We start from the raw sequence: 25191 nt of genomic DNA, 5'->3' as shown, positions 1-25191 counted from the left end.
TCAGAGATCAAGATATGTTCCGTTCTCACCAAGCTGACATGGCAGGCATCCCCGGTATGTTCGGCGACGGGCTGATGCATTGGCATGGCGTTTCCCGAGCTCTCGCTACCCACTGGTACCACGTGAGCGTTCAGCGTCTCCATGAAGGCCAATTCAGGAATTATGAGGAGATGCTCAACGATGAGGCTCGGCTCGTTGAGCTGCTGTTGGCTCAAGATGAGAGCCTGGTTGTTCGGGAAGTCCAAGCCGTCACACCCGCATGGATGAACAAAGGCGATGGCTGGAAGATGCAAAAGCTGAGGTCTCTCTCCATGGGCTTCAGCGTGGATGAACTGCCGGTCTCGATCCTTGAGGTTGAGGGCGGTGAGGTTTACATCGACTCGCATGAACCAGGCCTCAACGTCGATTCCCTGACCGGGCTGAAAGAGCTGTATCGCAGTCGTGTCTCGACTTCCGCTACTGTTGCAGGGCTTGGGGGGAATTAACCATGACAGAGAGCAGCGAAGTGGAAGTCGACTTCTACGTCAAACGCTACTCAGATTTCGACCTGCTTCGGATTGCTCGAGCGGTCGGGCAGGGCTTCGAAGAAGAGGTCACGGCGGTTCTTGTAAATGTCCACATCAGTAGGCACAGCGCGGTTGGCGTCGTGTTCGGGCATACCAGGAAGGGGCCGCATGGGCGATACGCGGATGGCCACCTTATTCAAACCTCCGACATCCTCGCTGCAGCCAAGGAGGGGAGGTTTTGGGTCATTACCACGATCCACTCCCGATACGCGATAGCTACATTCCAACGCGATGGTGGGCGGCGTAGCTTCAACGAATTCCGGCGCCTGGTGGGTAATCGGTACTCCAACACCTAATCGCGGGAATCAATTTTTCGAAATGAGCCAAGGGTATGGCTGGTTCATGCCCTAGGTATCCCTGTGCCTGCAATATAGGCAGTTAAGCAAGGAGCTGTAAGTGACTAAGTTCGACTACCTCAAAATATCGGGATGCTTGGAGGAGATCCGAGTTTTCGAGCATTTTTCTGACGTCGTTCAAGTGATTATGCGAGTGGATGGAGTGGTCATCCCGAACTTTAAAATTCCATTGGCTATCTATGAGGAGCTTGAACAGGGTAGTCAGGTCGAGTTTTACGCGCTTGTGCAGAATTCGAAGAATAAAATCAGGAATATCGCAGTTGTCTATGCTATTCGGACTGCGAGCGGTAGGCTGTTGTCAGTGCCAAGTATGCGTTATAAGGTTCAGATTAATATCTTAATAACAGCAGCGATTATGGCTGCAATAGCTTTTGTGGCGAGCTTCATAGGTTTCGCATATTTGGTAGATTTCTTGTTCAGTGGTGGTCGTATGTCTATTTCCGGCCAAGGAACTCTCGCTACTTGGTTGGCATCGATCACAGGGTTAGCGGTTGGCGCTTTCTTTGCCGGTACAGGGGTGTATTTGTTTTACAAAACCACTGTGCTCGATACATGGCAGTCGATTGCGCCAGCTCGGGTGGTGGAGAGGTTCAGTAAGCTTCACCGATAACCAATGAGCGGGCCGCTTCGCGGACGGCTGGCGTGAACCAAATCCCGCCCAAGGCGGGTTTTGGCCCTGTCGGGCTTTCACCCTCCCGTCTGCGCGCTCCGCTTGCCGGATCTCTGAGTTCCAGCATGGTCTCGCATAGACTTGCTGCTGGTAGCAATGCAGCTAGTCGGGCTCCGCATGAATGAAGTTACTACTCATCAATGTAGAGCCCAGCCTGGTAGCTAATTTATGTAGAATTAGCCCAAGGGGCATTGGTTCAAGGAGAGCAGGTTGTTGTTCCATTGCCCATCAGCATAAGTTCGCAGATAAGCAGCCTTGCCGTTTTCCCTAACTACGCCGATGTAAGCCTTCTTCCCACTAGCCGGGTCTTGGACATAAAAAGTATTCGATTTAGCATCGATGCTTTGAATCACCTGTTCCCTTGTCCATTTCCAACCCGCAGTTGGATTACCCAAGTGGGTGATGTGCTCGTGAGCACTGTTCACGTTAGGTTTTGTAACGCATGTCACAGCTACGTCTGCCATTGCGAGTTCCTTTCGTAGGGTTTTTAATGCGCGTAGAGTCGCGCCACTACCTTGTAGTAACTTTCGGCTATGCATGTCAATGGTGCGGCGGGTGTAAAAAATGACGCCAAATTGTTGGCTTCAGGCCCGAAGATATTCATAAAGCCCTTCGCTTCTTGCCTAGAGTGGGCTAGTCTCTTCGAGTTGAGGAAAGATTTTTGACCGTTTGTATTCGTCAAGTCAAGGACAGTCATGTCAGCGCAGAAACTCCCTCCCGAATCCGAAGTGGTAACGTGGTTGCAGCAACTTATAGAGCAAGAGGAGCTCTTGGATACGATCCAGGGTCAGGAGGCTGTCCTGTCGCTGGCAGATCTAGGTAGTGAAGAGTGCTTCTTGCCAGCCTTTAGTATCGACTACATCTCGCGACGAACCTCCGCTGAAGCGGCTAGGCATGTGCTTGGTAGGCTTAGCCTATTGGAAATAATATCGATTAATAAAAGCATTTCTCTTACTACTGGTGAAGTGCTACGCCCAGACATCCTTTGTTTCAATTCAGAGACCAAAACTCTTGTGGTTTTTGAAGTGAAGCGTGCGAGCGAAACAGAGCGTCAGACTGTCACAGAACTTGCGGGATATGAGCAAGAGCTTCGAAACATGTTGCCATTCTTGGGGCATTTCGATGTGTGCTTCGTAGTTGTCGCCTCAGATTGGTCAACTCTTCTGGTTCACGCTGTAGGTAGCATGAATGCTTGGTCAGGAAAGCAGTGCCTGGCACTTCGACTCACCAGCAATGAGTCTGGATTTGGCCTGGTTGCGCACTTGCCGGAAGCCTGGCACCTGACGGGTAGTACGAACCTTCCCCCCGAAGCGCTGACGTCAATTGACCTTTACCTTGCTTACAAAGGCATAGATCAATTAGGAGATGAGCTCTCCTTGAATGATCGTAGGGGCTTCGTTGAGGACGATGAGCGTTGGCCCCCTAGAGCTGTTCTTTCAGCTATGGATGTGATCGCTAGGGCAGGGGATCGGGCTGGATCACACGGATTTATGATGCTTTGGCGTGACGTCCACGGATTTGGGAGGGGTAGGTGGTGCATTACGCTTACCGCCATCGATCCCTATGCGATGTATGCGTGGTGTAGAGACCATGGTCTACCTCAACGAGAATCCGAAGCTGGAGCGTTCATTCACAACCGTAGAGGTGACCTTCTAGGGCAGACGCCCACCACTGTTTATGACATTGCGAAAGCTGCGTTTCCTTTGTTGGAAGAGCATTTCGATCCGGAGTTTTGCGGCGATTTCCAGTGGCATCTCAAGACTCGACAATACCGTCATAGGGTTGTGCCTACGAGATTCGATTTCTGGGGGAGCTTGGGGCAGCATGCTCGGGACTTTGTTTGCAACTCGGCAGTCAGACAGAACTACATGCCATTCGTAGGGAGGAGTCAGCTGGACTGGACAGATCCTGCGGTTGGAATGACCTTGGTGGCGAACCTCTCGCTTGGAGTGCCATTCTCAGGAGGTGTGATTAAGTGCAGCGATGCCTTCCTCGCTGGTCGTGTCCTCGGAGAATTAGCGGTCGCTGCGTTCAATGCGTCACCCGATAAAGAACATGCCGCCAAGATAGAGCCAATGGTTGAGTGGGCACAACTTGAAGCACTCCGATACGCCATCGAGATGAAGCAGATGTACGATATCACTGAAGAAGTCGTCACGCCAATGCCCCACCTGTCCAACGAACCCTCGAAGCGGTTTGAGTCCGTGCAGAATCTGGCTCAGTGGGTCAGCGAAGACCTAGTCAGCCAACGCCACCCATTTCATCAGGCTTGTTTTGATCTTGGCTATTGCAATTCATCTCTTTTTAAATTGCGGGAGGAGGGGAGCATTAGTCACATCGAACCAAATGAAGCAGCCAAGCTCATTCGAAGCCTACTCGTTGCCGTGTTAGCTAAAGCTGAGGGAAGTCAAGGACAGACGTTGCATTCTCAAAGATACCTTCGATTTATGGCGTTCCTAGAGCCGCATCTCATTCCGGGTATGGACTTGGCGAGTGGGGCCGCTGTTACCGAAGTTTTGAGAACTATTGATGATGAAGTGCTTGTGTCAGGGTTTCCTGATGAGATCGTAGGAGGGTTGGATTCAATCATCCCTGTCGTTTTTCACACCACCAGGCCTCCGCATCCTGGGAAAGTGGACTGGGAGTGGTTGAAGGCTGGTGTGAAAGCTCTATACGAAGGAGGGGATCATTGTCCCGCTGTCATTTTCAGCCAGAATGGGATGATCGGTAGCGGTCGTTTGCAGGAGCCTTTCCGGCTGGTGTCGCCGATCAGTGACCCAGAGGGGGAAGTCTATGTAATAGACGAGTCGTCTGCATTGAGCATCGCGATCAAAATGACGTGGGATGAGGTAAGAGAGTTTCATGCCAAACGAAGCCAGGGAAATTCGCTTCCTTCTTTAGATAAGAATGCCGTCTAGGCCTCATCGAGACCTTGAGCAATATAACGTATGAGATCTAGCGCGGACGTTTACTATCAGCAATGCTATAGATGATGGTGGCTCCATCGATGTCAAATCCAGTGTGCAATCTGGCACTGTATTCAGAGTCTCGCTTCCAACCTCATAGCTCACGCGATCCCTGTTCCGGTGGGAGCGACAGCATTTAGCGCCACCGGTCTGCCTCTACAATCAACACGCTGAACGTACTGACGCTGGATTCACCTGAACAGAGTAGGGCGCTTTTCCGTCGCCCCTGACTTTGGGAGTTCAACATGAAAGCCATCGTGTACAACGGCCCACGTGACGTCGCGGTCAAGGATGCTCCTGACGCAAAAATCGAGAAGCCCACCGACGTACTGGTGCGTATCACCACGACCAACATCTGCGGTTCTGACCTGCACATGTACGAAGGCCGCACGTCTTTCGAGACAGGTCGAGTTTTTGGCCATGAAAACCTCGGCGAAGTGATTGAGGTGGGCGCCGGAGTCGACCGGGTCAAAATTGGTGATCGCGTCTGCCTGCCATTCAACATCGGCTGCGGGTTCTGTGAGAACTGCGAAAAAGGGCTCACGGGATTCTGCCTGACAGCCAACCCCGGTTCTGCCGGCGCCGCTTACGGCTTTGCTGAGATGGGGCCCTACCAAGGCGGTCAGGCGGAACTGCTCCGCGTTCCGTATGCGGATTTCAACTGCCTGGTGCTGCCTGAGGACGCCCAGGAACGAGAAGATGACTACGTCATGCTCTCGGATATTTTCCCAACTGGTTGGCATGCAACTGAGCTGGCCGGACTGCTTCCTGGTGAGAGCATTGCGATTTACGGCGCAGGGCCTGTTGGCCTGATGGCGGCGCATTCGGCAATCATCAAAGGCGCGTCCCAGGTTTTCGTCATCGACAACCAGCCGGATCGCCTACAGCTTGCCGCGCAGCTTGGGGCAACTCCCATCAACGCAGTCGAGCAAAAAGCAGTGGAAGAGATCATGAACCTTACCCACGGCAAAGGCACCGACCGGGGCTGTGAGTGCGTCGGTTACCAGTGCTGCGACAAGCATGGCCATGAAGCGAACTACCTCACCATGAACAACTTGGTCGCTTCAACCAAGGCCACTGGCGGAATCGGCGTGGTTGGGGTGTTTGTGCCAGAAGATCCTGGAGCGAAAAACGAACTGGCGAAGGAGGGCAAGATGGCCTTCGACTTCGGTGCGTTCTGGTTCAAGGGCCAACAGATCCGGACAGGTCAGGCGAATGTAAAGGCCTACAATCGCCGTCTGACAGAGCTTATCCATCATGGGCGCGCCAAGCCCTCGCAGATCATTTCCCATCGTTTGAAATTGGCCGAAGGCCCAGATGCCTACAAGCACTTCGATGCGCGGGATGATGGCTGGACGAAAGTGGTTCTCAAGCCTGCTGCGTGATCCGCTCTCACTGCTTCCAGGGACGGAAGCTTGGTGAGAAGGGCAACCTGCATGTTTTAAAGGCAACCCTTCTCCTGCTTGTCAAGGCGTTATCACCCGGCAATTTCCAGTTGCGTGTTCTTCCGCCACCCTCGCAGATTCATCGCACAGAGGCAGAACTGTAGGATGATCAGAGCCCAGGCATGTGCTTGCCAGCCCCACACAGCCCAAAGCACATTGCTTGCGATGAAACAGCAGAATCCTATCTTTCTTTTACCCGGACGGCGCGAACCGATGCACCAGGCTGCCAGCACGGTCATCACCATGGCGGGCCATTCGAGTAACCCAATCCAATATTCCATGAAACCTTCCAACTGATAATGGGTATCTGAAGCTGATCACCTGCCAGCTTCTAAAGAGCTGGCAGGTGATGGCTCCACTAAGCGGCTCGGCGCTCGCCCTTGAGCATCTTTTTCTGCATTTCCATTGTTTGCCCAAGCTCCTCGAGGGTGTCCTTGCTGAGCAGCTTCTTCGCCGTGGGGAAGAGCTCGGCTTCTTCTTCCTCGATGTGATGCTCCAGTAACTCTTTCATGACCTTGACTCTCCCGGCGAATTCGACGGTGCCGGTTTCGGTATGCAGGAGGTCGGGTAGGACGAGGGCGTCGACAGTCCGGTGTTCCTCCTTGGCCTCGTAGTACATTTTCGCTTCTTCCTTGCCACCCGCTTCCTTGATGGCCGGATAGAGAATTTCTTCTTCGAGCGCGGTGTGAATCTGCAGCTCCTGCTCGATCCTGTGGAGTAAATCGGCCCGCTTTTTCACCGCTCGCTCGGTGGTGGTCGACAGCTCTTCGAGCAGCCTCTTCACCAGCTTGTGGTCTTGAATCAGTAAGTCGATAGCGTTCATGGCGTTACCTCATCACGGATTGAAAGAATGGAGAACTTGCCTGTGGTTGAGTAGCCGCCAAGCGAGACGGTTCAACGCAGATGATGTTTGGCGTCATCGTTCAGGATGGCAGCCCCCGATGGCCATTGCGGCTCTGAGGGCTGCCAGGTGGGTCAAACCCTGCGGAAGGTTGCCCAGATATTGTCCAGTCTGCGGATCGATCATCTCCGAGTAGATGCCTACACCGTGTGACAGCCCTTGCAAAGCGTCTGCATGGGCGGCTTCGGCGCGATCCTGGTTATCCAGAATGGCCCAGGCTTCGATAAGCCAAAATGTGCATGCCAGGAAGCAACCTTCCTCTTCCTGTGCATCGGTGTAGCGATAATGGAAAGCGCCGGCCCCCAGATCATGATCAATGGCTTCCAGCGTGCTGCGTAGACGTTCCTGGCTGGGGTAACCGAACCTGACGGCCAGTGCCAGCGAGGCGTCCAGTCGGTCGCTGCCTGGATAGAACAGGTATGCCTGACGCTCTTCGCTCCAGCAGTGCGCCTCGATCCATTGCTGGATGCGCTGTCGCTCGCGATCCCAGCGTTCCCGGCATGTGGTGGGAAGGTGACCGCCATCGGCCAATTCGATGGCCCGGCTCAAGGCTTGCCAGCAACTGATCTTGGACATTGTGTAATGCTGTTTTTCCGGCAATTCCCAGATGCCAGCGTCTTCCTGCCTCCAGCAGTCGGCGCACTGGTCGGCAAGTTTGGACAGGATTGTGGCGCTCGGCGAGTCGAGAATGTTGCCGCTGTCGATGAAGCAACGGGCGGTTTCGAAAATGTCGCCGAACACGCCATGCTGCAGTTGGTCGCGCGCGTCGTTGCCAACCACTGGAGGCGAGTTTTTGTAACCAGGTAGATCGACAGGGCGCACGCAATCACCGATTGCACCGTCCAGGGTATAAAACACCCGTGGCCCATGTTCATCCAACCGGCGCAGTAGCCAAGTGAATGCAGCCTTGGCTTCTGGCTGCGCGCCGATGCCCAGAAATGCTTCGATGGTGTAGCCGGCGTCGCGTATCCAGGCGAAGCGGTAATCGTAGTTTTTGCTGCCGCCAATCCGTTCGGGCAGGGATGAGGTCGCTGCCGCCATGATCGAGCCACTTGGAGAGGACAGCAGGAGCTTGAGGGCCAGCGCATTGCGGACGACCTGGGTCTGGTGCGGGCCGTCGTAGACCAGCCCCTTCGACCATTGGCACCACTCCCGGTGCGAGCCGTCGATGCGTTCATCGATCAGGGCCAATGGCGGTACCACCAGAGGCTCATCACGTCCTGCGATGATGGCAACCACAGAGCGTTGTCCTGCTGCAAGGCTAAGGACAGCACGAACACCCATGTCATCCTCCCGTTCGATTTGCACCTGATGGTCGTGCAGGAACATGCCGAGTATTCGGCCCGCATGAAAAACGCAGGCATTGTCATTCGGCGCCACGTAGGGGCTTACCGTGTCGGCTTGGGTTCCGAAGTCGATGGCGATGTCGAAGTCGACCTTACCCTCGATACCTTCGATGCGCCTGGCAAGTTCGGCCCAAGGTAAACGCCCTGCGGGGCCACTGTTCAAGGACTCGGTCAGCCGCGCACGACCCTCGTGGGTGATGAAGAGTGTCTCGAGGACGTTGCTGCCTGGCAGGTAGCGCCGCTCAGCAACGAACGGCTCGTTGGGGGTAATGGAAAAGTAGCCTCCTGTTTGCGGAGCCAGCAGCTTGTCGAACAGGGGAGGTGAATCCATGTGCGGCACACACCACCAGTCGATGGAACCGTCCAGACCAATCAGTGCCACGGAACGCCCATCCCCGAGTGCACCATACTGCTCCAGGGGCAACCAGCCACCCTCATCTCGCTCAGGTGCACCCTGTTGAGCTGCTACCGGTTCTCTTTCCATCGGTGTGCCTTCGAGATCATGTGTTCTGATTCCGACATGGCTATCTGGCGTCTGGTTCGTCTTATGTGAGCGTTGCGCAAATAGAGGGAATTTAGGATTGGCATGAATATCTCATGTAAAGCGGGACACAAGGGAGCTTTGTGCCCTCGCATTACCCTGCAAGGAACAAGAACAAAAGGGGGCTTACATGAGTTGTCTGATTTGCGCTGGGCAAGCTGAGTCCGTCGAATGCACCGGTGGATGGGAAGAGCGACGCTGTTCTAAATGCGGCTGTTACCGAATGTCCCAAGCGCTCATTCTGGTGATGATGGAAGAGGGTCAGATTTTTGATACCGAGCGGATGCGGGCCTGGCTGGTATCCCGGCGCGAACTGATGCCCATCCCTACCATCGACCATAGCCAGGCGATATTTGCACTCTAAAAGGCCTGAGAGGTGGAGCTCCGTGCCTTATTCGGCAGGAATGATCGAAATCTTTCCATTGCGTTCGACGATAGCGAACTTTACCTGCTCAATGTTCTCGATGCCTTGGCTGTCCCGCGCTGACTCAAGGATATCGTCCTCCGTGAGTCGTGCGCGACGCATGCGGTGATGCAGGAAGCGCCCATTTTCAACAACCAGGGTAGCGTGCCCATCCAGAAACCTGGCCAAGGGCTTGGAGTTGAGCTTCGCGAGTGAAAGGCCGACGTCCAAAACGATCAGCGTGGCAATTACCAGCATGGCATTGGTGAATGAAAAATCCTCGCCCAGAAGTGCCTGCTGGGTGGCTTCCCCAATGATCAGCAACAAGACGAAGTCAAAGGTCGTCAGGTCGGCCAGTGAGCGCCGTCCGGCTACGCGAAACAGCAGCATAAGTGCGACGTACATCCCGGCTGCGCGGAGGATCGAATCCATGACGCACTCCTAGGGGTAAAGGAATGTGGAGAAGTGAACGGCGCTTTCAGGGCCAGCCCTGACGCTGCCCTCCAGCGTCCCCACGTGCTCACTTCGAAGAGTCAAGTACAAGGTGGCCACGCCATCTTGGTGAGTACCCAATTGGAACAGCATGGCCTGTCCATGCGACATCGATCGTTGCGGCTCCGGTTGCAAAGTCTCGATACTGGCGTCCCGGAGCAATGATCCCTCGAGTTGCACCTCCACCGGCTGACCAGGGGTACCCTGAACGGTGATGAAAAGGCTGTCTGTCGTGCCGCTTCGGCTGAGGCGCTGATACTCAACCCGTACCCGGCCATCCTGGCTCACCACCTCGGCATCGCTCAACGGGCCATTACCGAACAGGCCGGCCAGGGCAAGCAATACGATGGCCACGAGCACGTACCACCCCACGCGCTCGAAGCGCCAGACGCGCTGCTGCAGGGAAATGTTTTCTTGAACAGGGTGACGTCTGGATAGCAGTTCATCTTCCGACATGATCACAGCCCTCAGGCGCGCTCGCCGCGTAACCAGCGCTGGTGATAGTGGGCAAGCCGGGTCAACCCGAACAGGGCGCCTTGGCGCATGACTTCAGGCCGCTCGCCGAAGAAGCGTTGAGTGCGCGTGAAAACGGCAATTGGCTCGCCGGCGAAGGCCCACGCAAAGCACATCGTCCCCGGTGGTATCCCGGATTCGGGCGCCGGCCCGGCTATCCCGGTGGTGGCGATCACCACATTCGCATCGCTGTCCCTCAAGGCGCCCAAGGCCATTTCCCAAGCTACTGCTTCGCTGGTCAGGCCGTATCGTTCGATGGTTTCTGCGCTGACCCCCAGCAGCCGCTTCTTGGCGCTGGGTGAGTAGACGACATAGCCGCTTTCCAGCACCTCTCCGGTACCCGGTACCGCCGCCAACAAAGCCACAAGGCAGCCTGCAGTGCACGATTCTGCTGTGCTCAAAATCAGTTTGTTGTTTTTGAGATAGCCGAGGGCGGCCAGTACAGGGTCGTTTTCCATTCCAGAATCGACTCGCTTGTTTTGCGGTGGACGCGAGCCTGGGGTAATTGGTTCATCGCCCCTGTTGCCCGCCCATCTCCTGAAGTGTCACTGACCTGAACTTTGCCCCGTAGATTGGCTTCCCTTGTTCAAAGGCAATGGGAGGAGAGCAACATGAAGAAAGTGAGCGACAGCCAAAAAGAAGGTGCGCAGACAAGGCCGAATGGAGAAGAGGAGCGAGACAACGATGCTCATCGTCCGGATGGATCCACCGGCACATCACATGACTCGACAGCGCAAAAAACGGCCCGTGATCACGATCAGCACAAACGCTGAAACTGCCACGCAAAAAGAGGGTCAGGCTCGCCAGCACGGCGAGCCTCTTTTCACTAGAGGATCGGTTTGCCGCCAGTCACTGCGTAACGTGACCCACTGATATAACTGGCCTCGTCGGAGCCCAGCAGCACGTAGATCGGCGCGACCTCCACCGGTTGACCAGGACGCCCCAGTGGTGTTTTCGAACCGAAGTTCTTGACCGCTTCATCTGGCATGGTGGAAGGAATTAGAGGCGTCCAGATAGGCCCTGGCGCAACGCTGTTGACCCGAATGCCTTTCTTGCCGAGCAGCTGAGCCAAGCCAGCAGTGAAGTTAGCAATGGCCCCCTTGGTCGTGGCATAGGCCAGCAGGCTGGGTGATGGATCGTCGGAATTGACCGAGCTCGTATTGATGATCGAACTGCCCTTGGGCATGGAAGGCAGTGCTGCCTGGCAAATCCTGAAGATCGCGGTGATGTTGGTATCGAAGGTCTTCACCCATTCATCATCGTCGATTTCCTCCAGGGTCTCGTGGGACATCTGGAACGCCGCGTTGTTGACCAGGATGTCGATACGCCCGAACTGGCCGACTGTCTTTTCGACGATGTCGTAGCAGTGCTGTTTCTGCGCCAGATCTCCGGGCAACAGCAGGCATTGACGGCCGGCGGACTCAACCCAGCGTGCGGTTTCTTGCGCGTCTTCATGCTCATTCAGATAAGCGATGGCGACGTCGGCACCTTCACGGGCATAGGCAATCGCTACTGCCCGCCCAATGCCGCTGTCAGCTCCGGTGATGAGTGCGATCTTGCCTTCGAGTCGATTATGGCCGGTATACGACTGCTCACCACAATCCGGGTAGGGCTCCATCTTGCGCTGTGAGCCGGGGACATTCTGAGGTTGCGAAGGGAAGGGTGGGGTGGGGAAGTCTCGCATGGTAGAAGCTCCTGCAGTTGAGAACGTTCATACCGGTTCGAAAGGCCCGACCTTCTTGTGTTGGTTTCAATCTGCGGTTGGTACGACGAGCGGTGCGGGATATCAGTCCGATTGAATTTCATGCTCCATCGCCTGCTCTACCGGACTCAGCTCCAGGCTCATCTCGTCGCTCGGAGCCCAATTCCCGGAGTAGCGAGTGCCTCGAATCATTACCCCAGCGACCCCAGAGCACGAGATCAGCGAGCACAATGCCAGGATGTTTGGCTCTCCCAAGGAACGTCTGGATTTTTACCGGCGTGAGATCCAGTACGAAACCAGCATCCTGGCCAACCGCACGGACGCCTACCTGGCGGCGCAGTCATTCCTGGTCATCGCCTTCGTCTCCTCCATGGGCAACCTCAATCAAGGATGGGGCGAGATGTTCACCCTCATCGTGCCCGCGTTTCTCGCCTTGCTCGGGGTACTCAGTTCGCTCAACGCCTGGCCTGGCATCCGGGCGGCGTACAACATCATCGATCACTGGCAGCTCAAGCAGAGCCACCTGCTTCGCAGCGAGCCGTTGATGGGGTTGGCCTACGACGAATCGCCGCTGTTCTGTGAGGCGGAAACCTCGCGTGCAGGGCATCGAAAGTCATTGCTGTTCTCGCTGCGGACGCCATGGATCTTTCTGGTGTTCTGGGTGCTTTTGGGTAGTTACTCGGTGTACATCCAGCTGGCCTGAACGCGTTTGCGTGCAAACATGGAGGTAACGTTTTGACGACTGAGGCATTACTGACCGAGCTCCTCAACGCCCGAGGGCCGGGCGGACAAGAAGATGAAGTACGGGCCATTTGTCTGCGCGAGCTGCGCCTATTCTGTGATGACACGCACATCGACCCTGCTGGCAATGTGGTGGGGGTGATTCGTGGGGGCCGCACTGGAAGCCCAGAGGCAGCCATACGCGTTATGGCCCATCTCGATGAGATCGCGATGATCGTCAAAAATGTGCTGGAGAACGGCACCCTGGAGGTGCTCGCTCTAGGTGGTTCGCAACCGATAAGCTTCGGCGTGTGCCCTGTCGATATCCTTGGCGATGAACACATCCTGCCGGGTGTATTGTCCTACGGCTCAATGCACAACAGCGGTCGGACTTCTAATGGAAGAGACGTGCTGGCAGGAAATGTTCAGTGGAAAGATGTCTACATCGTCACGCGCAAGAGCCAGTCGGAACTCCAGCAACTTGGCGTTCGGCCTGGTACTCGAGTCGTGCTCAGTCAGCACTGGCGTAAGCCCTTCAAGGTACATGACTGTATTGCCGCTCACTTCCTCGACGACCGAGCTCCGCTGAGCGCTGTCATTCTCTGTGCGAAGCTGCTGAGCGAACGGCGAGAAAAACTGAAGCAGGACGTTTGGTTCGTGCTTACGACGCTGGAGGAAGAGTCGAATGCCGGCGCCATGTATGCAGCTTCCCGGCTGCCCGGCGACACCACAATCGCCGTCGAGGTAGGCCCTGTACTTGAGGAGTATGGCACGGAGCTTTCGGCCAGCCCGATCATCAATACCGGCGACCAGAAGGGATACTACAGCCGCACCGTGGTGCAGGGCCTAATCGCCGCTGGCCTAAAGGCCGGCTTTAAGCCCCAGTCGGCATTGCTCGTCGATTTTGCATCCGATGCAAGCGCGGTGATGAGCGCCGGGATCGATGCCCGGGCTGGTTGCATTGCGATACCGACCGAGAATACCCATGGCTTCGAGATGGTGCTTCTGGAGGGGATTACAGCCTGCGCCGCAACACTGGTCGAATTCATGCTGGATGCCCATCTGTCCGACATTTCAAGAACTGGCTGAACGCCATTGGAGTAGGACGCCCAGAGGTTAAGACAGGCGAAGAAACCTTCGCCCTCGCCTTGGGAGTGTCCTATGCAAAAGTGCCATTGGGTAGCTGCGGTTTCGGTCTTGGGGGTCTCGATAGCGCTGGGCGGTTGCGCCCGCGATCCAGAAAAGCGCTCGGTCTCCGAGCTTGCTGTGATTGGCACCGAAAGTCTTTTGCGCACAGATTCCGACATGCAGAAGCTGCTGAACAAGTTTGCCAGCTTCGATGCCAAGGCCATCGAGAAGACCACTCCTCAGGAGGCTCGTCAGCAGCCGACCATGGCCGCTGCTGTGAAGGACGTGCTGGAAGATCAGAAACGCAGTTCGAGCCCCGAGTCATTGGTGCCCGGCGTCACCACGCGGGAAATCTCGATACCCAGCCCTTCTGGCTCCATGCCGGCCACGGTGTATACGCCGCCAGGCAATGGCCCTCACCCAGCGGTGCTGTTCTTCCACGGCGGCGGCTGGGTGATCGCAGATCGGAAAGTTTACGATGGCGGCGCACGCGGGTTGGCCAAGCAAGCCGATGCCGTGGTGGTATCGGTCGATTACCGTCTGGCGCCAGAGCACAAATTCCCCGCTGCGCATGACGATGCCCTGGCGGCTTACCGTTGGCTGGCGAGAAACGCCGCCTCCGTTGGCGGCGATCCAGAGCGCCTGGCATTGGCCGGCGAAAGCGCAGGCGGCAACCTCGCCGTCGCTACCGCAATTGGCGCCAGAGATGCTGGCCTGACAGCACCCAAACACGTCCTTTCGGTGTATCCGGTTGCGCAGTCGAGCACCGATACCGCTTCCTACCTCAAGTACGCCGATGCCATGCCGCTGAACCGTCCCATGATGCTGTGGTTCATCGGTCAGGTCACCAGCTCGCCTGCGGATGTGCAGGATCCACGTATCAACCTGGTGAAAGCTGACCTGCATGGCTTGCCCCCGGTGACCATCATCAACGCGGAAATCGATCCGCTGCGCGACGATGGCGCCCAGTTGGAACAGGCGCTACGCACAGCCGGTGTGGCGGTAGATCGCAAAGTCTATGACGGCGTGACGCACGAGTTCTTCGGCACTGCCGCCGTCGTGAAGAAGGCTGAGGACGCCCAGGCCTACGCGGGTCAGCGCCTGAAAACTGACCTCGCCAAATAGAGCGCACGCATGCGTTAACGCCAATCAGTGCCCTTGAGGCAGCCGGAGAATCCTGATGAATAACCAACCGGATACACCCGTTGCAATTATGCCGCTGCGCTTCCAACCCTCATTCGAGCAAATTCCGGATGACGAAGCTGAGACGAGCAGGGAGTTGGCTGAAACCCTGCGGCAGATCATGGAAACCACGTTCAAGGACAACGGCCACGCCAACCGGAGTGTCCATTCCAAGGGACACGGATTGCTGCGCGGTCAAGTGACCATCCTCGAAGGACTGCCAGCGGAAATGGCACAAGGTGCCTTTGCCAAGCCCGGTACGCTGCCGGCCTATCTCCGGTTTTCCACCAACCCAGGGGATGTGCTCGATGACAAGGTATCGACCCCGAGGGGCTTGGCACTCAAGATCGTGGGTGTCGAAGGCTCCCGCCTGCCTGGCAGTGAGGGGCAGGTGACCCAGGATTTCGTCACCGAGAATGCCAAAGCCTTCACCTCGGCAACGCCCAAGGCGTTCCTGAAAACGCTGAAGATGCTCGCGAAGACGACGGACAAGGCACCTGGCATGAAGAAGGCACTGTCAGCCGCACTGCGGGGAGTGGAATCGCTGGTCGAATCGGTGGGCGGCGAAAGCGCTACGCTGAAGAGCCTCGGTGGCCATCCCCAGACGCATATTCTGGGCGAGACCTTCACCACGGTGGTGCCGATCCTCTACGGCCCTTATTACGCCAAGCTGGCCATTGTTCCTGTGTCGCCCTCGCTAACCGAGTTGACTGATCTCAAAGTGGAGCTCAAGGGCGACCCGGACGGGCTTCGCCATGCCGTCGAGGCGTTTTTCAGGCAGAACGGCGGCATCTGGGAGCTGCGTGTGCAGCTGGCCACTGACATCGAGAAGATGCCCATCGAGGACGCATCAGTGAAATGGTCGGAAGCGTTGAGCCCCTACGTGACAGTTGCCAGGGTAGAGGTCGAACCACAGGCCGCCTGGGATGATGAAAAGGTACGCGACATCGATGATGGCATGGCATTCAGCCCCTGGCATGGGTTGGCTGCGCATCGTCCCCTGGGAGGCATCATGCGGGTGCGCAGGCCCTCATACGAAATGTCAGCGCAGTTTCGCGCTACGCACAATGGGTGCCCGATTCACGAACCGCGTTGAATTTACGCAGTTGGCACATTTTCCATCCATGAGCGATGTGCATGCCCCCTGGCAATCCAATGGAATTATCTCTTCTACGGCTTGCTCAATAGCGTATGAACTAGGGAGCGGATCTTGTGCCAGCACTTCAATTGTACGTAATCGAGTATGACCTGCACGGTGACCATCGGACGTTCATCATCCGCTTGGAAAAAATGGACAACGCCGTGGCTTGGCACTGGGCCAGTTGCGATGCCGGCGTTGGCATCATCCCAAGATTCAGTCAGCAGAAAATCAAGTTGGTCAGTCGACCGATGGCCGAGCGCTATGGCATCGCTAAGGTGAATTGGCGGCTCGCCGGCGATGGCCCTGAATTCGTAGCGCAACCTATCGATGTCAAAAAATTCTCGGGGATTGCTGAAGGTACTTGAAGCCCGGCGCCCCGATCCATCTGCTTTGAGGTATTGCCATGCAGTCGAAAACCGAAGGCTCCGAAGAAAAAGGGCCAAGCGATGTGCCCTTCATTAACGATCCGGAAAAGCCCACGTCGCCGCCACTCAATGACGCTGATGCAACGGAGGCAGCCGAGGCAGAGGAAGACATCCAAGATGACGGCGAATCCATTTAACCAAGAGGAGCACACGATGGACAATTACCACCTCAGCCCGACATCAGAAGGATGGGAATTGAAGAAAGCCGGTGCTGAACGCGCCTCCAAACGAGCGTCGACGAAGCACGAGCTCGTCAGCGCCCTTGCGGATTTCTTTGATGGCAAGACGGCTTCGGTGAAGATCCATAAAGCGGATGGCACTATCGAAGAGGAACGCACCTACCCACGATCTGCTGATCCGCGCCGAAGTAAAGGTTGAAGACTATAACTGCCTGTGACCTCGGCATTGAGGTCACGGATGCCCTTGGCGTGTTCAGATGGTTGTTGGCCAGCTTTCTCATGGGGAAGCGCATCCGCGCCACCGTAGCAGTGCAGGCGTACCGGATGCTTGTCGATCAGCAGGGCCTGGATACGCCGATTAAGCTTGCCCAGACTTCTCATTCCACACTGGTCAAACTCCTCGGCCAGGCCGGCTATGCGCGCTACGATGAATCCACTGCCCGACGACTGCATGATCTTGGCAACAAGGTAGAAGTGGAACTGGCTGTTCAACTTGAAGCACTGCAGGAAGAATCAAATGCTGAGGGATTCAAGCGCTGGCTACTGAGTTTCGAGGGCGTAGGCCCAAAGACCGTGGAGATTTTCATGCGTGAAGGCTTGGCCCATTTGACGAAGTTGGAAGGCCATTGAGCATGGGTGGCCTTTAGCCCCCATCGACGCATGTCCGGATGAGTGAAACACTCGAAAATCTAACCATGGACTGGAGCAGGTGATGAAGCTCGACATCGAAGGTTTGTCGCTGTCAGGTAAGACGGTAATTGTGGTAGAAGACGATCCAACGCTTCAGACCCTGTTGGTGGACATCCTGATCGAGTTGGGCGCCACCTGCGATGCGTTCGATAACTCAGAAGATGCCTTGATTCACTTGATGGGACTCAAGAGCGACTGCTCGTTGATCGTTGTCGACCACGGTGTTCCCGGAAGCATCAAAGGTATGGAGTTCATCTCCATGGCACACGAAAGGTGGCCTGGATTACCCGCCATTCTGACCTCTGGCTACCAGCTTGATGCTTCTCAAGTCACACCACCCGTTACCTACCTCTTCAAACCGTGGTCGATAGACGAGCTCGCTCAAGCTATTAGCCAGGCGCTTCACCCTGCAAATTTACCTTCAACTCTCCCGCCGCTCGACCAACAAGGACTCTAGCGCTGCAGGTTATCCCGAGCACCATCGTCCGTGTGATGCTCAGCAGGCGCCTGATGGTGGGGATCACATTCGCTGCCCATCGCCTGATATTCCTTGCGAAGTTTATGGATTTCCCGGTTATCGAGCGCTTCGAGATCCAATACCGACTGCTCCGCAGATTTCGTAGCGCGGATCAGTTCGTCGAGCTTCACGTGGATGATGTCGTTGTCCCGGTTCTGGGTGTTCTGGATCAGGAAAACCATCAGGAATGTGATGATGGTGGTCGACGTGTTGACGATAAGTTGCCAGGTATCGTTGTAGTGAAACCAGGGCCCAGAGGCAGCCCACATGGCGATCAACACCACGGCGATCAAAAAGGTGCTCGGCTTACCGGCGTGGTTGGCGAGCCATTGGCAGAACTGGGCGAATTTCATGACGTAATCTCCACTGCGATCTATAGGGTTTGACCGCAGTGAAGGGCTGAAATCTTTTTTTACATTTACCTCAGGTATTGGGTGAACCCACTAAGCGCAGCGGAACGACGTGGCGTGCCGGAAAGTCAAAAAAATACTCGAAAACTTTCCCAAGGCCTCTGCGCAGATGACCTTCATCGTCTGGTTCGCCATGCTGGGCGCAGTTTTGCTGCTGCTCGCACTCTCATCCTCCTACCTGCGCTGGATCCCTGTGACCTCGTCTGTAGTGTGCCTTGCCCTGGGTATCGGCCTGGGTGCATCGGGGCTAGGTTTTCTTCAGCTGGACGTGAGCAAGTCGAGCGGGTGGATGGAGCACCTTACAGAAGTCGCGGTGTTGTTTTCGCTGTTCTTCAGTGGCTTGAAATTGCGCCTGCCCTTGCACGATCGCCGATGGTGTAGCGCCTTTTTCCTAGCGGGGCCGGTGATGGTGATCTGCATCGGTGGAGTAATGCTGGTGCTGCATTACGGCCTGCACTTGGGGTGGGGAGTCTCGCTAATGATCGGGGCGATCCTCGCACCCACTGACCCCGTGCTCGCAACCCTGGTGCAGGTGGTTGATGCCCAAGACGATGATATTGTCCGTTTCAGCTTGTCAGGTGAGGCAGGGCTCAACGATGGCGTGGCATTTCCTTTCGTCATGCTTGGACTGTTCCTGCAACAGGACAATGGCCAGGCCTGGTTCAGTGACTGGTTGCTCAAGGACATGCTGTGGGCAGTAACCGCAGGCCTGTTGCTTGGCTACTGGATGGGGCGCGGCTTGGGCAAGCTCACGCTGTTCTTGCGTCTGCGCAACGACGACAGCACCGTCTCGCCCAATGACTATCTGGCCCTTGCCCTGATTGCGTTGGCATACGTGAGCGCCGAGTCGATACAGGCCTATGGGTTCCTCGCGGTGTTCGCTGCGGGCCTCGGTTTACGGCAGGCGGAGGTGCAGACCGCCAATAGCCCGGAAGAGCCGGCTGCTGAACATCTGGTACAGCCTGTGGTTGGTCACCAGCACGTGGCGCCGGAGCTAGCCGTCAAAGGCGATGTGAAAGGGCTCGACGACTCGCAGGTCGCAGCGGGGATCATGTTGGGTGACATGTTGGCTTTCGGTAGCCTGATTGAACGGGCAATGGAAGTGTTTCTGGTGACCCTGCTCGGGGTAGTGCTCATTGAGCATTGGGACTGGCGGGCAGTGCTGGTTGCCGGCGCTTTGTTTTTTGTCATTCGCCCCATCAGCATCCTGCTGTTCCCGGCTCGAGGCATGCTGGATATCCGTCAGCGAGGGCTTTTAGGGTGGTTTGGAATCCGAGGCATCGGCAGCTTCTACTACCTGTTCTATACCCTGAATCATGGGCTGCTTCCCACCTTGGCCGAGCAGAGCATCAATCTGGTGCTGTCAGTGGTGGCGTTAAGCATCGTGCTGCATGGGTTGAGTGTCCAGCCGCTGCTTGCCAGATACGAAGCATGGAAGGAGAAGGTTCCCTGATGGCTGTTCAACAGAAAAGTGCCAGGGCAGCTATTGCCCTGGCACTGAATCACCGCCAGTTAGCGGTTCTCGCTACCGCGACCGCCGCCGTGGCTGTTTTGCCCGCCTTTACGGCCCGCCTCGGAGGCACGCTCACGGTCGTTGGCAAAGTTGCCGCCTGAGCTCTGCCCGCCTTTGCGACCTGCATCCGACGCTTTCTCCCGATCATTGGCGAAATTGCCAGGATTGTTCTGAGCAGTACCACCTTGATGGCCACGATTGGTTTGGTTGTTAGCCATGATCTTTCACCTCATGTCGTCACACAGGAAAGTCTGTGTTCAACTCGGACGTCCTCGGGCGGGGTGTTGACTCAGTGGGTTTTGGCCAAGGCCGACGGATTGCGCGAAAGAACCGGTGCAGGCGTGTGTGGCGTCCTTAAGCTTTGTTCGCGAACGTTTGGGGAGGATCAAGCTCGCATCCCGTCTGCAGACGCCGAATTTTCAGCCTCCGCCGGCGTGGTTAAGCTGAGTGCAGAGCAGTTCCTGGAGCTGGGTTATTGGCCACGGCTTAGGAAGGAACCGGGCACCTGGCGGCAACACTCTCCCTGCAAATTCGAAGTATCCGCTCATGACAATGATGCGCGTCTTAGGTTTTTGCTGGCTTGCCATCCATGCAAGATCAACCCCATTGAGTAAACCAGGCGTTTGCACATCCGTTATCAGCAGCGTCCAATCTTGCTTCGTCAACGCCTCATTGCCGACATCGGCAGTCGCCACCGCTGTCACCATGGCCCCCCATTCTTCCAGGTACAGGGTCAAAAGCTCTCGAATCATGGGTTCGTCCTCAACGATGAGAACGGTTGGGCGGGTTATTTTGGAAACGCAACGCAGCTCTTTCATAGGGGTACTCGGACATGCGGCTGCAGGAAGGGAGGGACATCCAAGTCTGCTTGCTTTCTTCCAGCAAGACGTAGCAGCGCGCCATCACTACGACATCGCCAGCGTTCAAGAAATTCACTCCAACTTGAGGCAGTGCCATCCATTCCCATCCGTGAGCGGATCTATAACGGGGGCGACCATCTGGACGCATCCATGCCGCTGACACCGCCCTACTGAACCTCTGCAGTCTGCGTGACTCAACCCTCCATCAGCCTATGAGGCCTCCTGATGCGAACGCTCGAGAAAAACCTGTCTGCCGCCCAATTGCTGAAGCTCAATTGTTTGGCGGTTTGGTATCGGGTGCTTGAAGACAGGGCATTGCGCATGGCGTCGCCTGACGACTATCACGAGGAATTGCTTCGCCAAGCCGATGAGAAGGATCGTCAAGGGATTATCTGCTGGCAGGAATGGCGCGATCTTCGTCTGGAGGCTGACGCTGCTTACCTGCGAGCGGTAGCAGGGGAGGACTATCGCCCAGTTAAACCCACGAGCTCGTCAGCAGAGTAGGGATCGAACGTGATCTCGCCATGAAACCACGCTCATTCCTCTGTAAGCAGACCTTCTCTATCTATCCCCGCGTCGTGAATGTGTGAGTGTAAAACCCACAAGGATTCCCAGCGCCGCTGCGCCAATCAGCAGCGGCGTTTTGTCTTTTGGCTTCCGCCAGCCTCCGTCGATACCCCGCCTGCCACTTGGAGGCTCATAGAGGTTGCCTGATGATGCTTCGGCCATGGGGCTACGAGTTATCCCCCAACGCGTCAGCCTCCCTGACAACAGAGGCAGCCCTGGTATCAGGTAGCTGGCCAAATGCGCGAGGCGCGCCGCAGCGCCAACCGTGGTGTGAGCACGAGGCGAGATTGCGCAGGCCACCATAGCCTTCGCCACCCTTTCGGGATCGTATACGGGGCCTGGCGGTGTCAGCGCATGCCCGGTGTAGTTACCGCCGTCTCGGAAGCCTGGTGTGTCCATGACTGCTGGATAGATATCGCACACATGGATGTCGGGAAATTCAGTCAATTCGCCCCGTAATGCCTCGGTCAGTCCACGCAAGCCGAATTTGCTCGCCGAATAAGCGGCTGCATAGGGTTGGGCCAGCCAGCTGCCCAGCGACAGCGTGTTGATCAGAATGCCGCTGCCCTGCGCCTTGAAGAAGGGAAGGGCGACGTAGGCCCCCCGCAGGTAACCGATCAGGTCGGTCTGGATGACCTGTTCGTGTGCCTCCAGTGGGGTGTCCTCGAAGTTGCCGACCGCGCCAACCCCGGCATTGTTGACCCAGACATCGATTCGCCCATGTCCAAAGTCTGCGGCCTGAGCGGCAAGCGCTTGAACCTGGTCGCTGTGGGTGACGTCGGTCGTGATCGCTATGGCATCCGTACCACAATCGGTGCATTCATCCAGGACGTCGAACAACGCCTCTTCGTCGCGTGCGGCGAGTACCAGGCGAGCACCTTTGCACGCAAAGGCATGCGCGGCGGCTCGGCCTATGCCGCTGGATGCGCCGGTGATGACCACGACCTTGCCGCGCAGATGCCCTTTGAGCGGAGCGCCACGGTCAGGCGCTTCTCGTTTCGCACTCGAGGCGCTGGGGTCAAGGGGGGCAACGGTTTCGCTGGCTTCGATCCGCGAGAGCTCAAGAGAGGTGCCATCGATCAGGGTCAACGTCAGCCCTTCGACCGTGCCTGCCTCCCGGTTTGGAAATACGGGCTCACCTTCGGCATCCAGGCTGTCGTAGATGAAGCGCGTGCCTTCGAGCCAGCCCACGGCGGTGAGAAGCTCAGGGCCCAGGTAATATTTCCCGTCTTGAAAGAAGCCTGGAAACTGATGAGCGCGCTCCACGTTTTCCACGCGGTAGCGTTCGCCTGATTTCATGCCTGTCGCTTGATCGATCATGTTCAAACCCCTGTAGGTGGCGCTGGAAAATGTCAGCCTTTGCTGTGCTCGTCGGAAGTGGGCCCAGTGCCTCGCTTGATGCCTCGCGGGCCGGCAACGCCCCAAATACCCAGGCCAACCAGCGGTAGCGCGAGGATCAGCAGGGCCCAGGCAGCTTTGACAGCATCGCTTTTGTCACTTCTGAACACGCTGACGATGGCCCACAGATCGATGAGTAAGAGAATTGCCGCCACGGCAATCCAGAAGTAGCTGGCGAGACCGTTCATGTGCTTGCCTCCTTTACACGTAGTCAGGGCCCAAGGTGCCCGCTGCCGCGCCTGGCACGAGGATGACCTTGCGGCAGTTGTCCTGCTTCTGATCGAACATCTTGTAGCCCATGGCCGCTTCTTCGAGGGCCAGGCGGTGGGTGACGATCAGCTCTGGTTGCAGGCGTCCTGCTTCGATGTGTTCAAGAAGTTCAGGCAAGTATTTCTGCACATGGGTCTGGCCCATCTTGAAGGTGAGGCCCTTGTCGAAGGCATCGCCGAACATAAAGGCGTGGATGAAGCCGGCGTAGACCCCCGGCACACTGACAACGCCGCCGCGACGCACCGCAGCAATGCTCTGGCGCAGCGCCTTGCCACTGCTGCCTTCGATCTTCAGCGCCGTCATCACCGTTTCGGCAGTGCTGCCCTTGGCCTCGAAACCGACCGCATCAATCACCGCATCGACGCCGCGCATGCCTGGCGTCTGGCGGATGATGCTGTCGGCGGGATCGTCGTCTTGCTCGAAGTTGATCGGTATGACCCCGTAGGCCTCTTGTGCGTAGGCCAGGCGATAATCGTTGTCGTCGATCATGAAGATGGTCTGAGCGCCGAGCATTCGCGCACAGGCGGCGCTCAGCAAGCCCACTGGCCCGGCACCATAAATCGCCAGCGATGAGCCCTGGCCAATCTCGGCATTGATGACCGCCTGCCAGGCGGTTGGCAGAATGTCCGAGAGGAACAGCACCTTGTCATCGGCCAGCTCGGTGGGCACTTTGAACGGGCCGACGTTGCCCTTGGGCACCCTCACGTAATCCGCTTGGCCGCCTGGGATACCGCCATAGAGATGGCTGTATCCGAACAGCGCGGCGCCCGGGGGAATGCCCTTCTTGTTGATGATCGCACCACGACCTGTGTTGGTGGTTTCACAGGCAGCGAACAGGTCGTGCTGGCAGAAGAAACAGCTGCCGCAAGCGATCACGAAGGGAATCACTACGCGGTCGCCGACCTGCAGATTGGTGACGGCACTGCCGGTATCTTCGACGATGCCCATGAATTCATGACCGAAGATATCGCCCGCTTCGGTTTCTGGAATTTTGCCTCGGTAGAGGTGCAAGTCAGAGCCACAAATGGCCGTGGCGGTGACCCTCAGGATGATGTCGTCTTTCTGCTCAATGATGGGATCGGGGACGTTATCGACCCTGACGTCGTGTGCTCCGTGGTAGGTCAGTGCTCTCATGAATGTCAGCTCCTGCAGCCGCGTATTTCGTGATAGGTATGCAGGGGAAGCCATGGCGGACAGCAAAGTTCAGACCAACAAGGCAGGCGGTACTGATTCCCTGCCTATCCGAAAGTTGGCTGAACCATTCGGATCACATCGATATCAGAGCGATCTAAATGGAGGTGCTGGGACGTATCGATGGCCATCCATCATAACCGGCTGTTCGCAAGTGCTAGCTGAGAGAATCCCACGCTCGGGGGCTCCAACCGTTCCGCTATAAAGCTAAAGGGGGGTGGCATGCGAATACGTGGTGATGTCTTCTGGAAATGGGCTGACCCCGCGCTTGCCCACCGCAGTCATGATGAAACGCTGGACGACGGAACCGCTATAGAAGTCCAGACGAGGTTGTCACGAACCGGAGCCACCCAGGTTTTTATCGGGGTTTATGCCGCGAGTGGAATGCCCCTTCACGAAGAGGCATTTGCTGCCATGCCGGGCGAATCGATGAATCGTGCGCTGGCTTGGGGGATAGGACGGGCCAAAAGCATTGCCAATGAGCCAAATAGGAAAGCCATTAAGCGACCGCCATTCAGTACGATGGGGGAGTAGGCAAAGCCCAGCCAAAGCCAGAAAATTTCTCCTTGTACCAATACTTTTCTTGGGACGGGCAAGTTTTCTGATCGATACTCATCAGTGCTGCTGCCCATCGAGCATCAAGCTCCTTGGCTGATTCACGCTATTCGTTAGCGGTGATTATTCCTTCTCGTCTTAGCAGGTCTACGTTTGTTGGCTTGACTGAGGTTTGGGTGATCTCCTGGATCGTGAACCAGCGACACTCCACTATCTCGTGCGAAGGTCGAGGCATCATGCTGGCCGGAGCGGCCATTCGGTACAGCCAGTGCTCTTCCGCTTGGAGCACGTGATGCCCCAAAAACTGAGCGTCAGTCAGTTCTAGGCACGTTTCTTCCTGTAGCTCACGACGTGCCGCTTCAAGCTGCGTTTCGCCAGGATCGATTTTCCCGCCAGGGAGTGACCACTCAGGCGCCTCCTTGCGTACAAGCAATACCTTTCCTGCCTGCAGGCAGATGACGGTGGAATGTGTCGGCGCTGATTGAACATTGACCCACCCTGCCGATTGAACCATGACCCAGGGCTGCTTGCCGATTTAGACCCC

Annotated in this window: 33 protein-coding genes and 1 pseudogene; 19 read left to right on the top strand and 15 right to left on the bottom strand. The window is 56.6% G+C overall.

The genetic code is table 11. From position 1 onward, the window contains the following. Nucleotides 1-14: 14 nt before the first annotated feature. The 3 genes from B3361_RS19255 to B3361_RS19245 all read left to right on the top strand — a co-directional run bounded on the left by B3361_RS19255 (nt 15) and on the right by B3361_RS19245 (nt 1532). Entirely contained in the window at nt 15-485 is a 471-nt protein-coding gene (locus B3361_RS19255; RefSeq protein ID WP_154211524.1) for a hypothetical protein, read from the top strand. Nucleotides 486-487: 2 nt separating this feature from the next. Continuing rightward, nucleotides 488-862: a hypothetical protein gene (locus B3361_RS19250; RefSeq protein ID WP_154211525.1), complete on the top strand. Its 375-nt coding sequence runs from the start codon at nt 488-490 to the stop codon at nt 860-862. Between the two features lie 100 nt (nt 863-962). Then, nucleotides 963-1532 carry a hypothetical protein gene (locus tag B3361_RS19245; protein ID WP_154211526.1) on the top strand — a complete coding sequence of 190 codons (570 nt, stop codon included), beginning with the start codon at nt 963-965 and terminating at the stop codon, nt 1530-1532. A 236-nt stretch (nt 1533-1768) separates the two neighbouring features. Here B3361_RS19245 and B3361_RS19240 read toward each other — a convergent pair whose 3' ends face one another. After that, nucleotides 1769-2056: a DUF3892 domain-containing protein gene (locus tag B3361_RS19240; RefSeq protein ID WP_154211527.1), complete on the bottom strand. Its 288-nt coding sequence runs from the start codon at nt 2054-2056 to the stop codon at nt 1769-1771. 231 nt (nt 2057-2287) lie between these two features. Here B3361_RS19240 and B3361_RS19235 point away from each other — a divergent pair, with 231 nt between their 5' ends. Together B3361_RS19235 and B3361_RS19230 are read left to right on the top strand one after the other, a co-directional pair. Continuing rightward, the gene (locus tag B3361_RS19235) at nt 2288-4510 is read left to right on the top strand and encodes a hypothetical protein (protein ID WP_182336532.1); all 2223 of its coding nucleotides are present in this window, start codon (nt 2288-2290) and stop codon (nt 4508-4510) included. A gap of 293 nt (nt 4511-4803) precedes the next feature. Next, on the top strand, nt 4804-5943 hold the full coding sequence (locus B3361_RS19230; protein WP_154211832.1) for a glutathione-independent formaldehyde dehydrogenase: 1140 nt from the start codon (nt 4804-4806) through the stop codon (nt 5941-5943). Between the two features lie 92 nt (nt 5944-6035). On the opposite strand, the gene B3361_RS19225 is transcribed toward B3361_RS19230, so the two are convergent. The 3 genes from B3361_RS19225 to B3361_RS19215 form a co-directional block, all read right to left on the bottom strand. Further along, complete coding sequence (locus tag B3361_RS19225; RefSeq protein WP_154211833.1) at nt 6036-6284, bottom strand: hypothetical protein; 249 nt, start codon at nt 6282-6284, stop codon at nt 6036-6038. A 77-nt stretch (nt 6285-6361) separates the two neighbouring features. After that, nucleotides 6362-6826: a hemerythrin domain-containing protein gene (locus B3361_RS19220; RefSeq protein ID WP_154211834.1), complete on the bottom strand. Its 465-nt coding sequence runs from the start codon at nt 6824-6826 to the stop codon at nt 6362-6364. 93 nt (nt 6827-6919) lie between these two features. Continuing rightward, entirely contained in the window at nt 6920-8674 is a 1755-nt protein-coding gene (locus B3361_RS19215) for a glycoside hydrolase family 15 protein (protein ID WP_154211855.1), read from the bottom strand. A 340-nt stretch (nt 8675-9014) separates the two neighbouring features. Here B3361_RS19215 and B3361_RS19210 point away from each other — a divergent pair, with 340 nt between their 5' ends. After that, on the top strand, nt 9015-9155 hold the full coding sequence (locus B3361_RS19210) for a hypothetical protein (RefSeq protein WP_016711387.1): 141 nt from the start codon (nt 9015-9017) through the stop codon (nt 9153-9155). Nucleotides 9156-9182: 27 nt separating this feature from the next. Here B3361_RS19210 and B3361_RS19205 read toward each other — a convergent pair whose 3' ends face one another. From B3361_RS19205 to B3361_RS19195, 3 genes are read right to left on the bottom strand one after another with little or no spacing between them, the layout of a single operon-like run. After that, a complete protein-coding gene (locus B3361_RS19205; protein WP_104886485.1) occupies nt 9183-9626 on the bottom strand; it encodes a DUF421 domain-containing protein in 444 nt (147 codons plus the stop codon). A gap of 9 nt (nt 9627-9635) precedes the next feature. Continuing rightward, nucleotides 9636-10142, bottom strand: coding sequence for a hypothetical protein (locus B3361_RS19200; protein ID WP_154211835.1), 507 nt, complete (start codon nt 10140-10142; stop codon nt 9636-9638). Between the two features lie 11 nt (nt 10143-10153). Further along, complete coding sequence (locus B3361_RS19195; RefSeq protein ID WP_154211836.1) at nt 10154-10657, bottom strand: CinA family protein; 504 nt, start codon at nt 10655-10657, stop codon at nt 10154-10156. A 153-nt stretch (nt 10658-10810) separates the two neighbouring features. On the opposite strand from B3361_RS19195, the gene B3361_RS19190 reads away from it, so the two are divergent. Further along, complete coding sequence (locus B3361_RS19190; RefSeq protein WP_166524990.1) at nt 10811-10972, top strand: hypothetical protein; 162 nt, start codon at nt 10811-10813, stop codon at nt 10970-10972. A 53-nt stretch (nt 10973-11025) separates the two neighbouring features. Here B3361_RS19190 and B3361_RS19185 read toward each other — a convergent pair whose 3' ends face one another. Continuing rightward, nucleotides 11026-11883 carry an SDR family oxidoreductase gene (locus B3361_RS19185; RefSeq protein ID WP_154211837.1) on the bottom strand — a complete coding sequence of 286 codons (858 nt, stop codon included), beginning with the start codon at nt 11881-11883 and terminating at the stop codon, nt 11026-11028. Nucleotides 11884-12079: 196 nt separating this feature from the next. Here B3361_RS19185 and B3361_RS19180 point away from each other — a divergent pair, with 196 nt between their 5' ends. The 9 genes from B3361_RS19180 (at nt 12080) to B3361_RS19140 (ending at nt 17823) form a co-directional block, all read left to right on the top strand. Then, a complete protein-coding gene (locus tag B3361_RS19180) occupies nt 12080-12604 on the top strand; it encodes a hypothetical protein (RefSeq protein ID WP_004573937.1) in 525 nt (174 codons plus the stop codon). 32 nt (nt 12605-12636) lie between these two features. Continuing rightward, nucleotides 12637-13710, top strand: a complete 1074-nt coding sequence (locus B3361_RS19175) for a M42 family peptidase (RefSeq protein ID WP_154211838.1) — start codon at nt 12637-12639, stop codon at nt 13708-13710. Between the two features lie 216 nt (nt 13711-13926). Continuing rightward, complete coding sequence (locus B3361_RS19170; protein ID WP_238784008.1) at nt 13927-14874, top strand: alpha/beta hydrolase; 948 nt, start codon at nt 13927-13929, stop codon at nt 14872-14874. Between the two features lie 55 nt (nt 14875-14929). Further along, the gene (locus tag B3361_RS19165) at nt 14930-16027 is read left to right on the top strand and encodes a catalase family protein (protein ID WP_154211840.1); all 1098 of its coding nucleotides are present in this window, start codon (nt 14930-14932) and stop codon (nt 16025-16027) included. 116 nt (nt 16028-16143) lie between these two features. Further along, a complete protein-coding gene (locus B3361_RS19160) occupies nt 16144-16437 on the top strand; it encodes a DUF6555 family protein (protein ID WP_178126197.1) in 294 nt (97 codons plus the stop codon). Between the two features lie 38 nt (nt 16438-16475). Then, nucleotides 16476-16634 carry a hypothetical protein gene (locus tag B3361_RS19155; RefSeq protein ID WP_166524991.1) on the top strand — a complete coding sequence of 53 codons (159 nt, stop codon included), beginning with the start codon at nt 16476-16478 and terminating at the stop codon, nt 16632-16634. Between the two features lie 16 nt (nt 16635-16650). Next, nucleotides 16651-16875 (top strand): DUF2188 domain-containing protein, encoded by a 225-nt coding sequence (locus B3361_RS19150; protein ID WP_154211841.1) that lies wholly within the window; start codon nt 16651-16653, stop codon nt 16873-16875. Continuing rightward, nucleotides 16872-17306: a DNA methylase gene (locus tag B3361_RS19145; protein WP_154211842.1), complete on the top strand. Its 435-nt coding sequence runs from the start codon at nt 16872-16874 to the stop codon at nt 17304-17306. The genes B3361_RS19150 and B3361_RS19145 overlap by 4 nt, the downstream gene beginning before the upstream one ends. 82 nt (nt 17307-17388) lie before the next feature. Continuing rightward, nucleotides 17389-17823, top strand: a complete 435-nt coding sequence (locus tag B3361_RS19140; RefSeq protein WP_054902863.1) for a response regulator — start codon at nt 17389-17391, stop codon at nt 17821-17823. Here the strand turns inward: B3361_RS19140 and B3361_RS19135 are convergent. Beyond that, the gene (locus B3361_RS19135) at nt 17820-18236 is read right to left on the bottom strand and encodes a low affinity iron permease family protein (protein WP_054902862.1); all 417 of its coding nucleotides are present in this window, start codon (nt 18234-18236) and stop codon (nt 17820-17822) included. The two genes, B3361_RS19140 and B3361_RS19135, sit on opposite strands and share 4 nt — an antisense overlap. Nucleotides 18237-18402: 166 nt before the next feature. Between B3361_RS19135 and B3361_RS19130 the strand changes: the two genes are divergently transcribed. After that, the gene (locus tag B3361_RS19130) at nt 18403-19746 is read left to right on the top strand and encodes a cation:proton antiporter (protein ID WP_154211843.1); all 1344 of its coding nucleotides are present in this window, start codon (nt 18403-18405) and stop codon (nt 19744-19746) included. Nucleotides 19747-19805: 59 nt separating this feature from the next. Here B3361_RS19130 and B3361_RS19125 read toward each other — a convergent pair. Together B3361_RS19125 and B3361_RS19120 are read right to left on the bottom strand one after the other, a co-directional pair. Further along, nucleotides 19806-20000, bottom strand: a pseudogene (locus B3361_RS19125) (general stress protein); the annotation flags it as partial. Nucleotides 20001-20225: 225 nt separating this feature from the next. Continuing rightward, complete coding sequence (locus B3361_RS19120) at nt 20226-20624, bottom strand: response regulator (RefSeq protein WP_154211844.1); 399 nt, start codon at nt 20622-20624, stop codon at nt 20226-20228. A gap of 267 nt (nt 20625-20891) precedes the next feature. Here B3361_RS19120 and B3361_RS19115 point away from each other — a divergent pair, with 267 nt between their 5' ends. Next, on the top strand, nt 20892-21170 hold the full coding sequence (locus B3361_RS19115; RefSeq protein ID WP_286920320.1) for a hypothetical protein: 279 nt from the start codon (nt 20892-20894) through the stop codon (nt 21168-21170). A 57-nt stretch (nt 21171-21227) separates the two neighbouring features. Here B3361_RS19115 and B3361_RS19110 read toward each other — a convergent pair whose 3' ends face one another. Genes B3361_RS19110 through B3361_RS19100 form a run of 3 tightly spaced genes read right to left on the bottom strand, consistent with a single transcriptional unit; the run spans nt 21228 to nt 24035 of the window. Further along, nucleotides 21228-22553: an SDR family oxidoreductase gene (locus B3361_RS19110; RefSeq protein WP_154211845.1), complete on the bottom strand. Its 1326-nt coding sequence runs from the start codon at nt 22551-22553 to the stop codon at nt 21228-21230. 32 nt (nt 22554-22585) lie between these two features. Further along, entirely contained in the window at nt 22586-22819 is a 234-nt protein-coding gene (locus B3361_RS19105) for a PLDc N-terminal domain-containing protein (RefSeq protein WP_154211846.1), read from the bottom strand. A gap of 13 nt (nt 22820-22832) precedes the next feature. Next, nucleotides 22833-24035: a zinc-dependent alcohol dehydrogenase gene (locus B3361_RS19100; protein ID WP_154211847.1), complete on the bottom strand. Its 1203-nt coding sequence runs from the start codon at nt 24033-24035 to the stop codon at nt 22833-22835. 279 nt (nt 24036-24314) lie between these two features. Between B3361_RS19100 and B3361_RS19095 the strand changes: the two genes are divergently transcribed. After that, nucleotides 24315-24626 carry a hypothetical protein gene (locus B3361_RS19095; RefSeq protein ID WP_238784009.1) on the top strand — a complete coding sequence of 104 codons (312 nt, stop codon included), beginning with the start codon at nt 24315-24317 and terminating at the stop codon, nt 24624-24626. 127 nt (nt 24627-24753) lie between these two features. Here the strand turns inward: B3361_RS19095 and B3361_RS19090 are convergent, their stop codons facing one another. Continuing rightward, complete coding sequence (locus tag B3361_RS19090) at nt 24754-25161, bottom strand: NUDIX domain-containing protein (RefSeq protein ID WP_286920318.1); 408 nt, start codon at nt 25159-25161, stop codon at nt 24754-24756. Nucleotides 25162-25191 lie beyond the last annotated feature (30 nt).

Source organism: Pseudomonas sp. UBA6699, from assembly GCF_002454615.1.
Classification (GTDB): Bacteria; Pseudomonadota; Gammaproteobacteria; order Pseudomonadales; family Pseudomonadaceae; genus Aquipseudomonas; species Aquipseudomonas juntendi.
The sequence above is the reverse complement of the archived record's forward strand: the minus strand, read 5'-3'. Positions and strand labels throughout refer to the sequence as shown.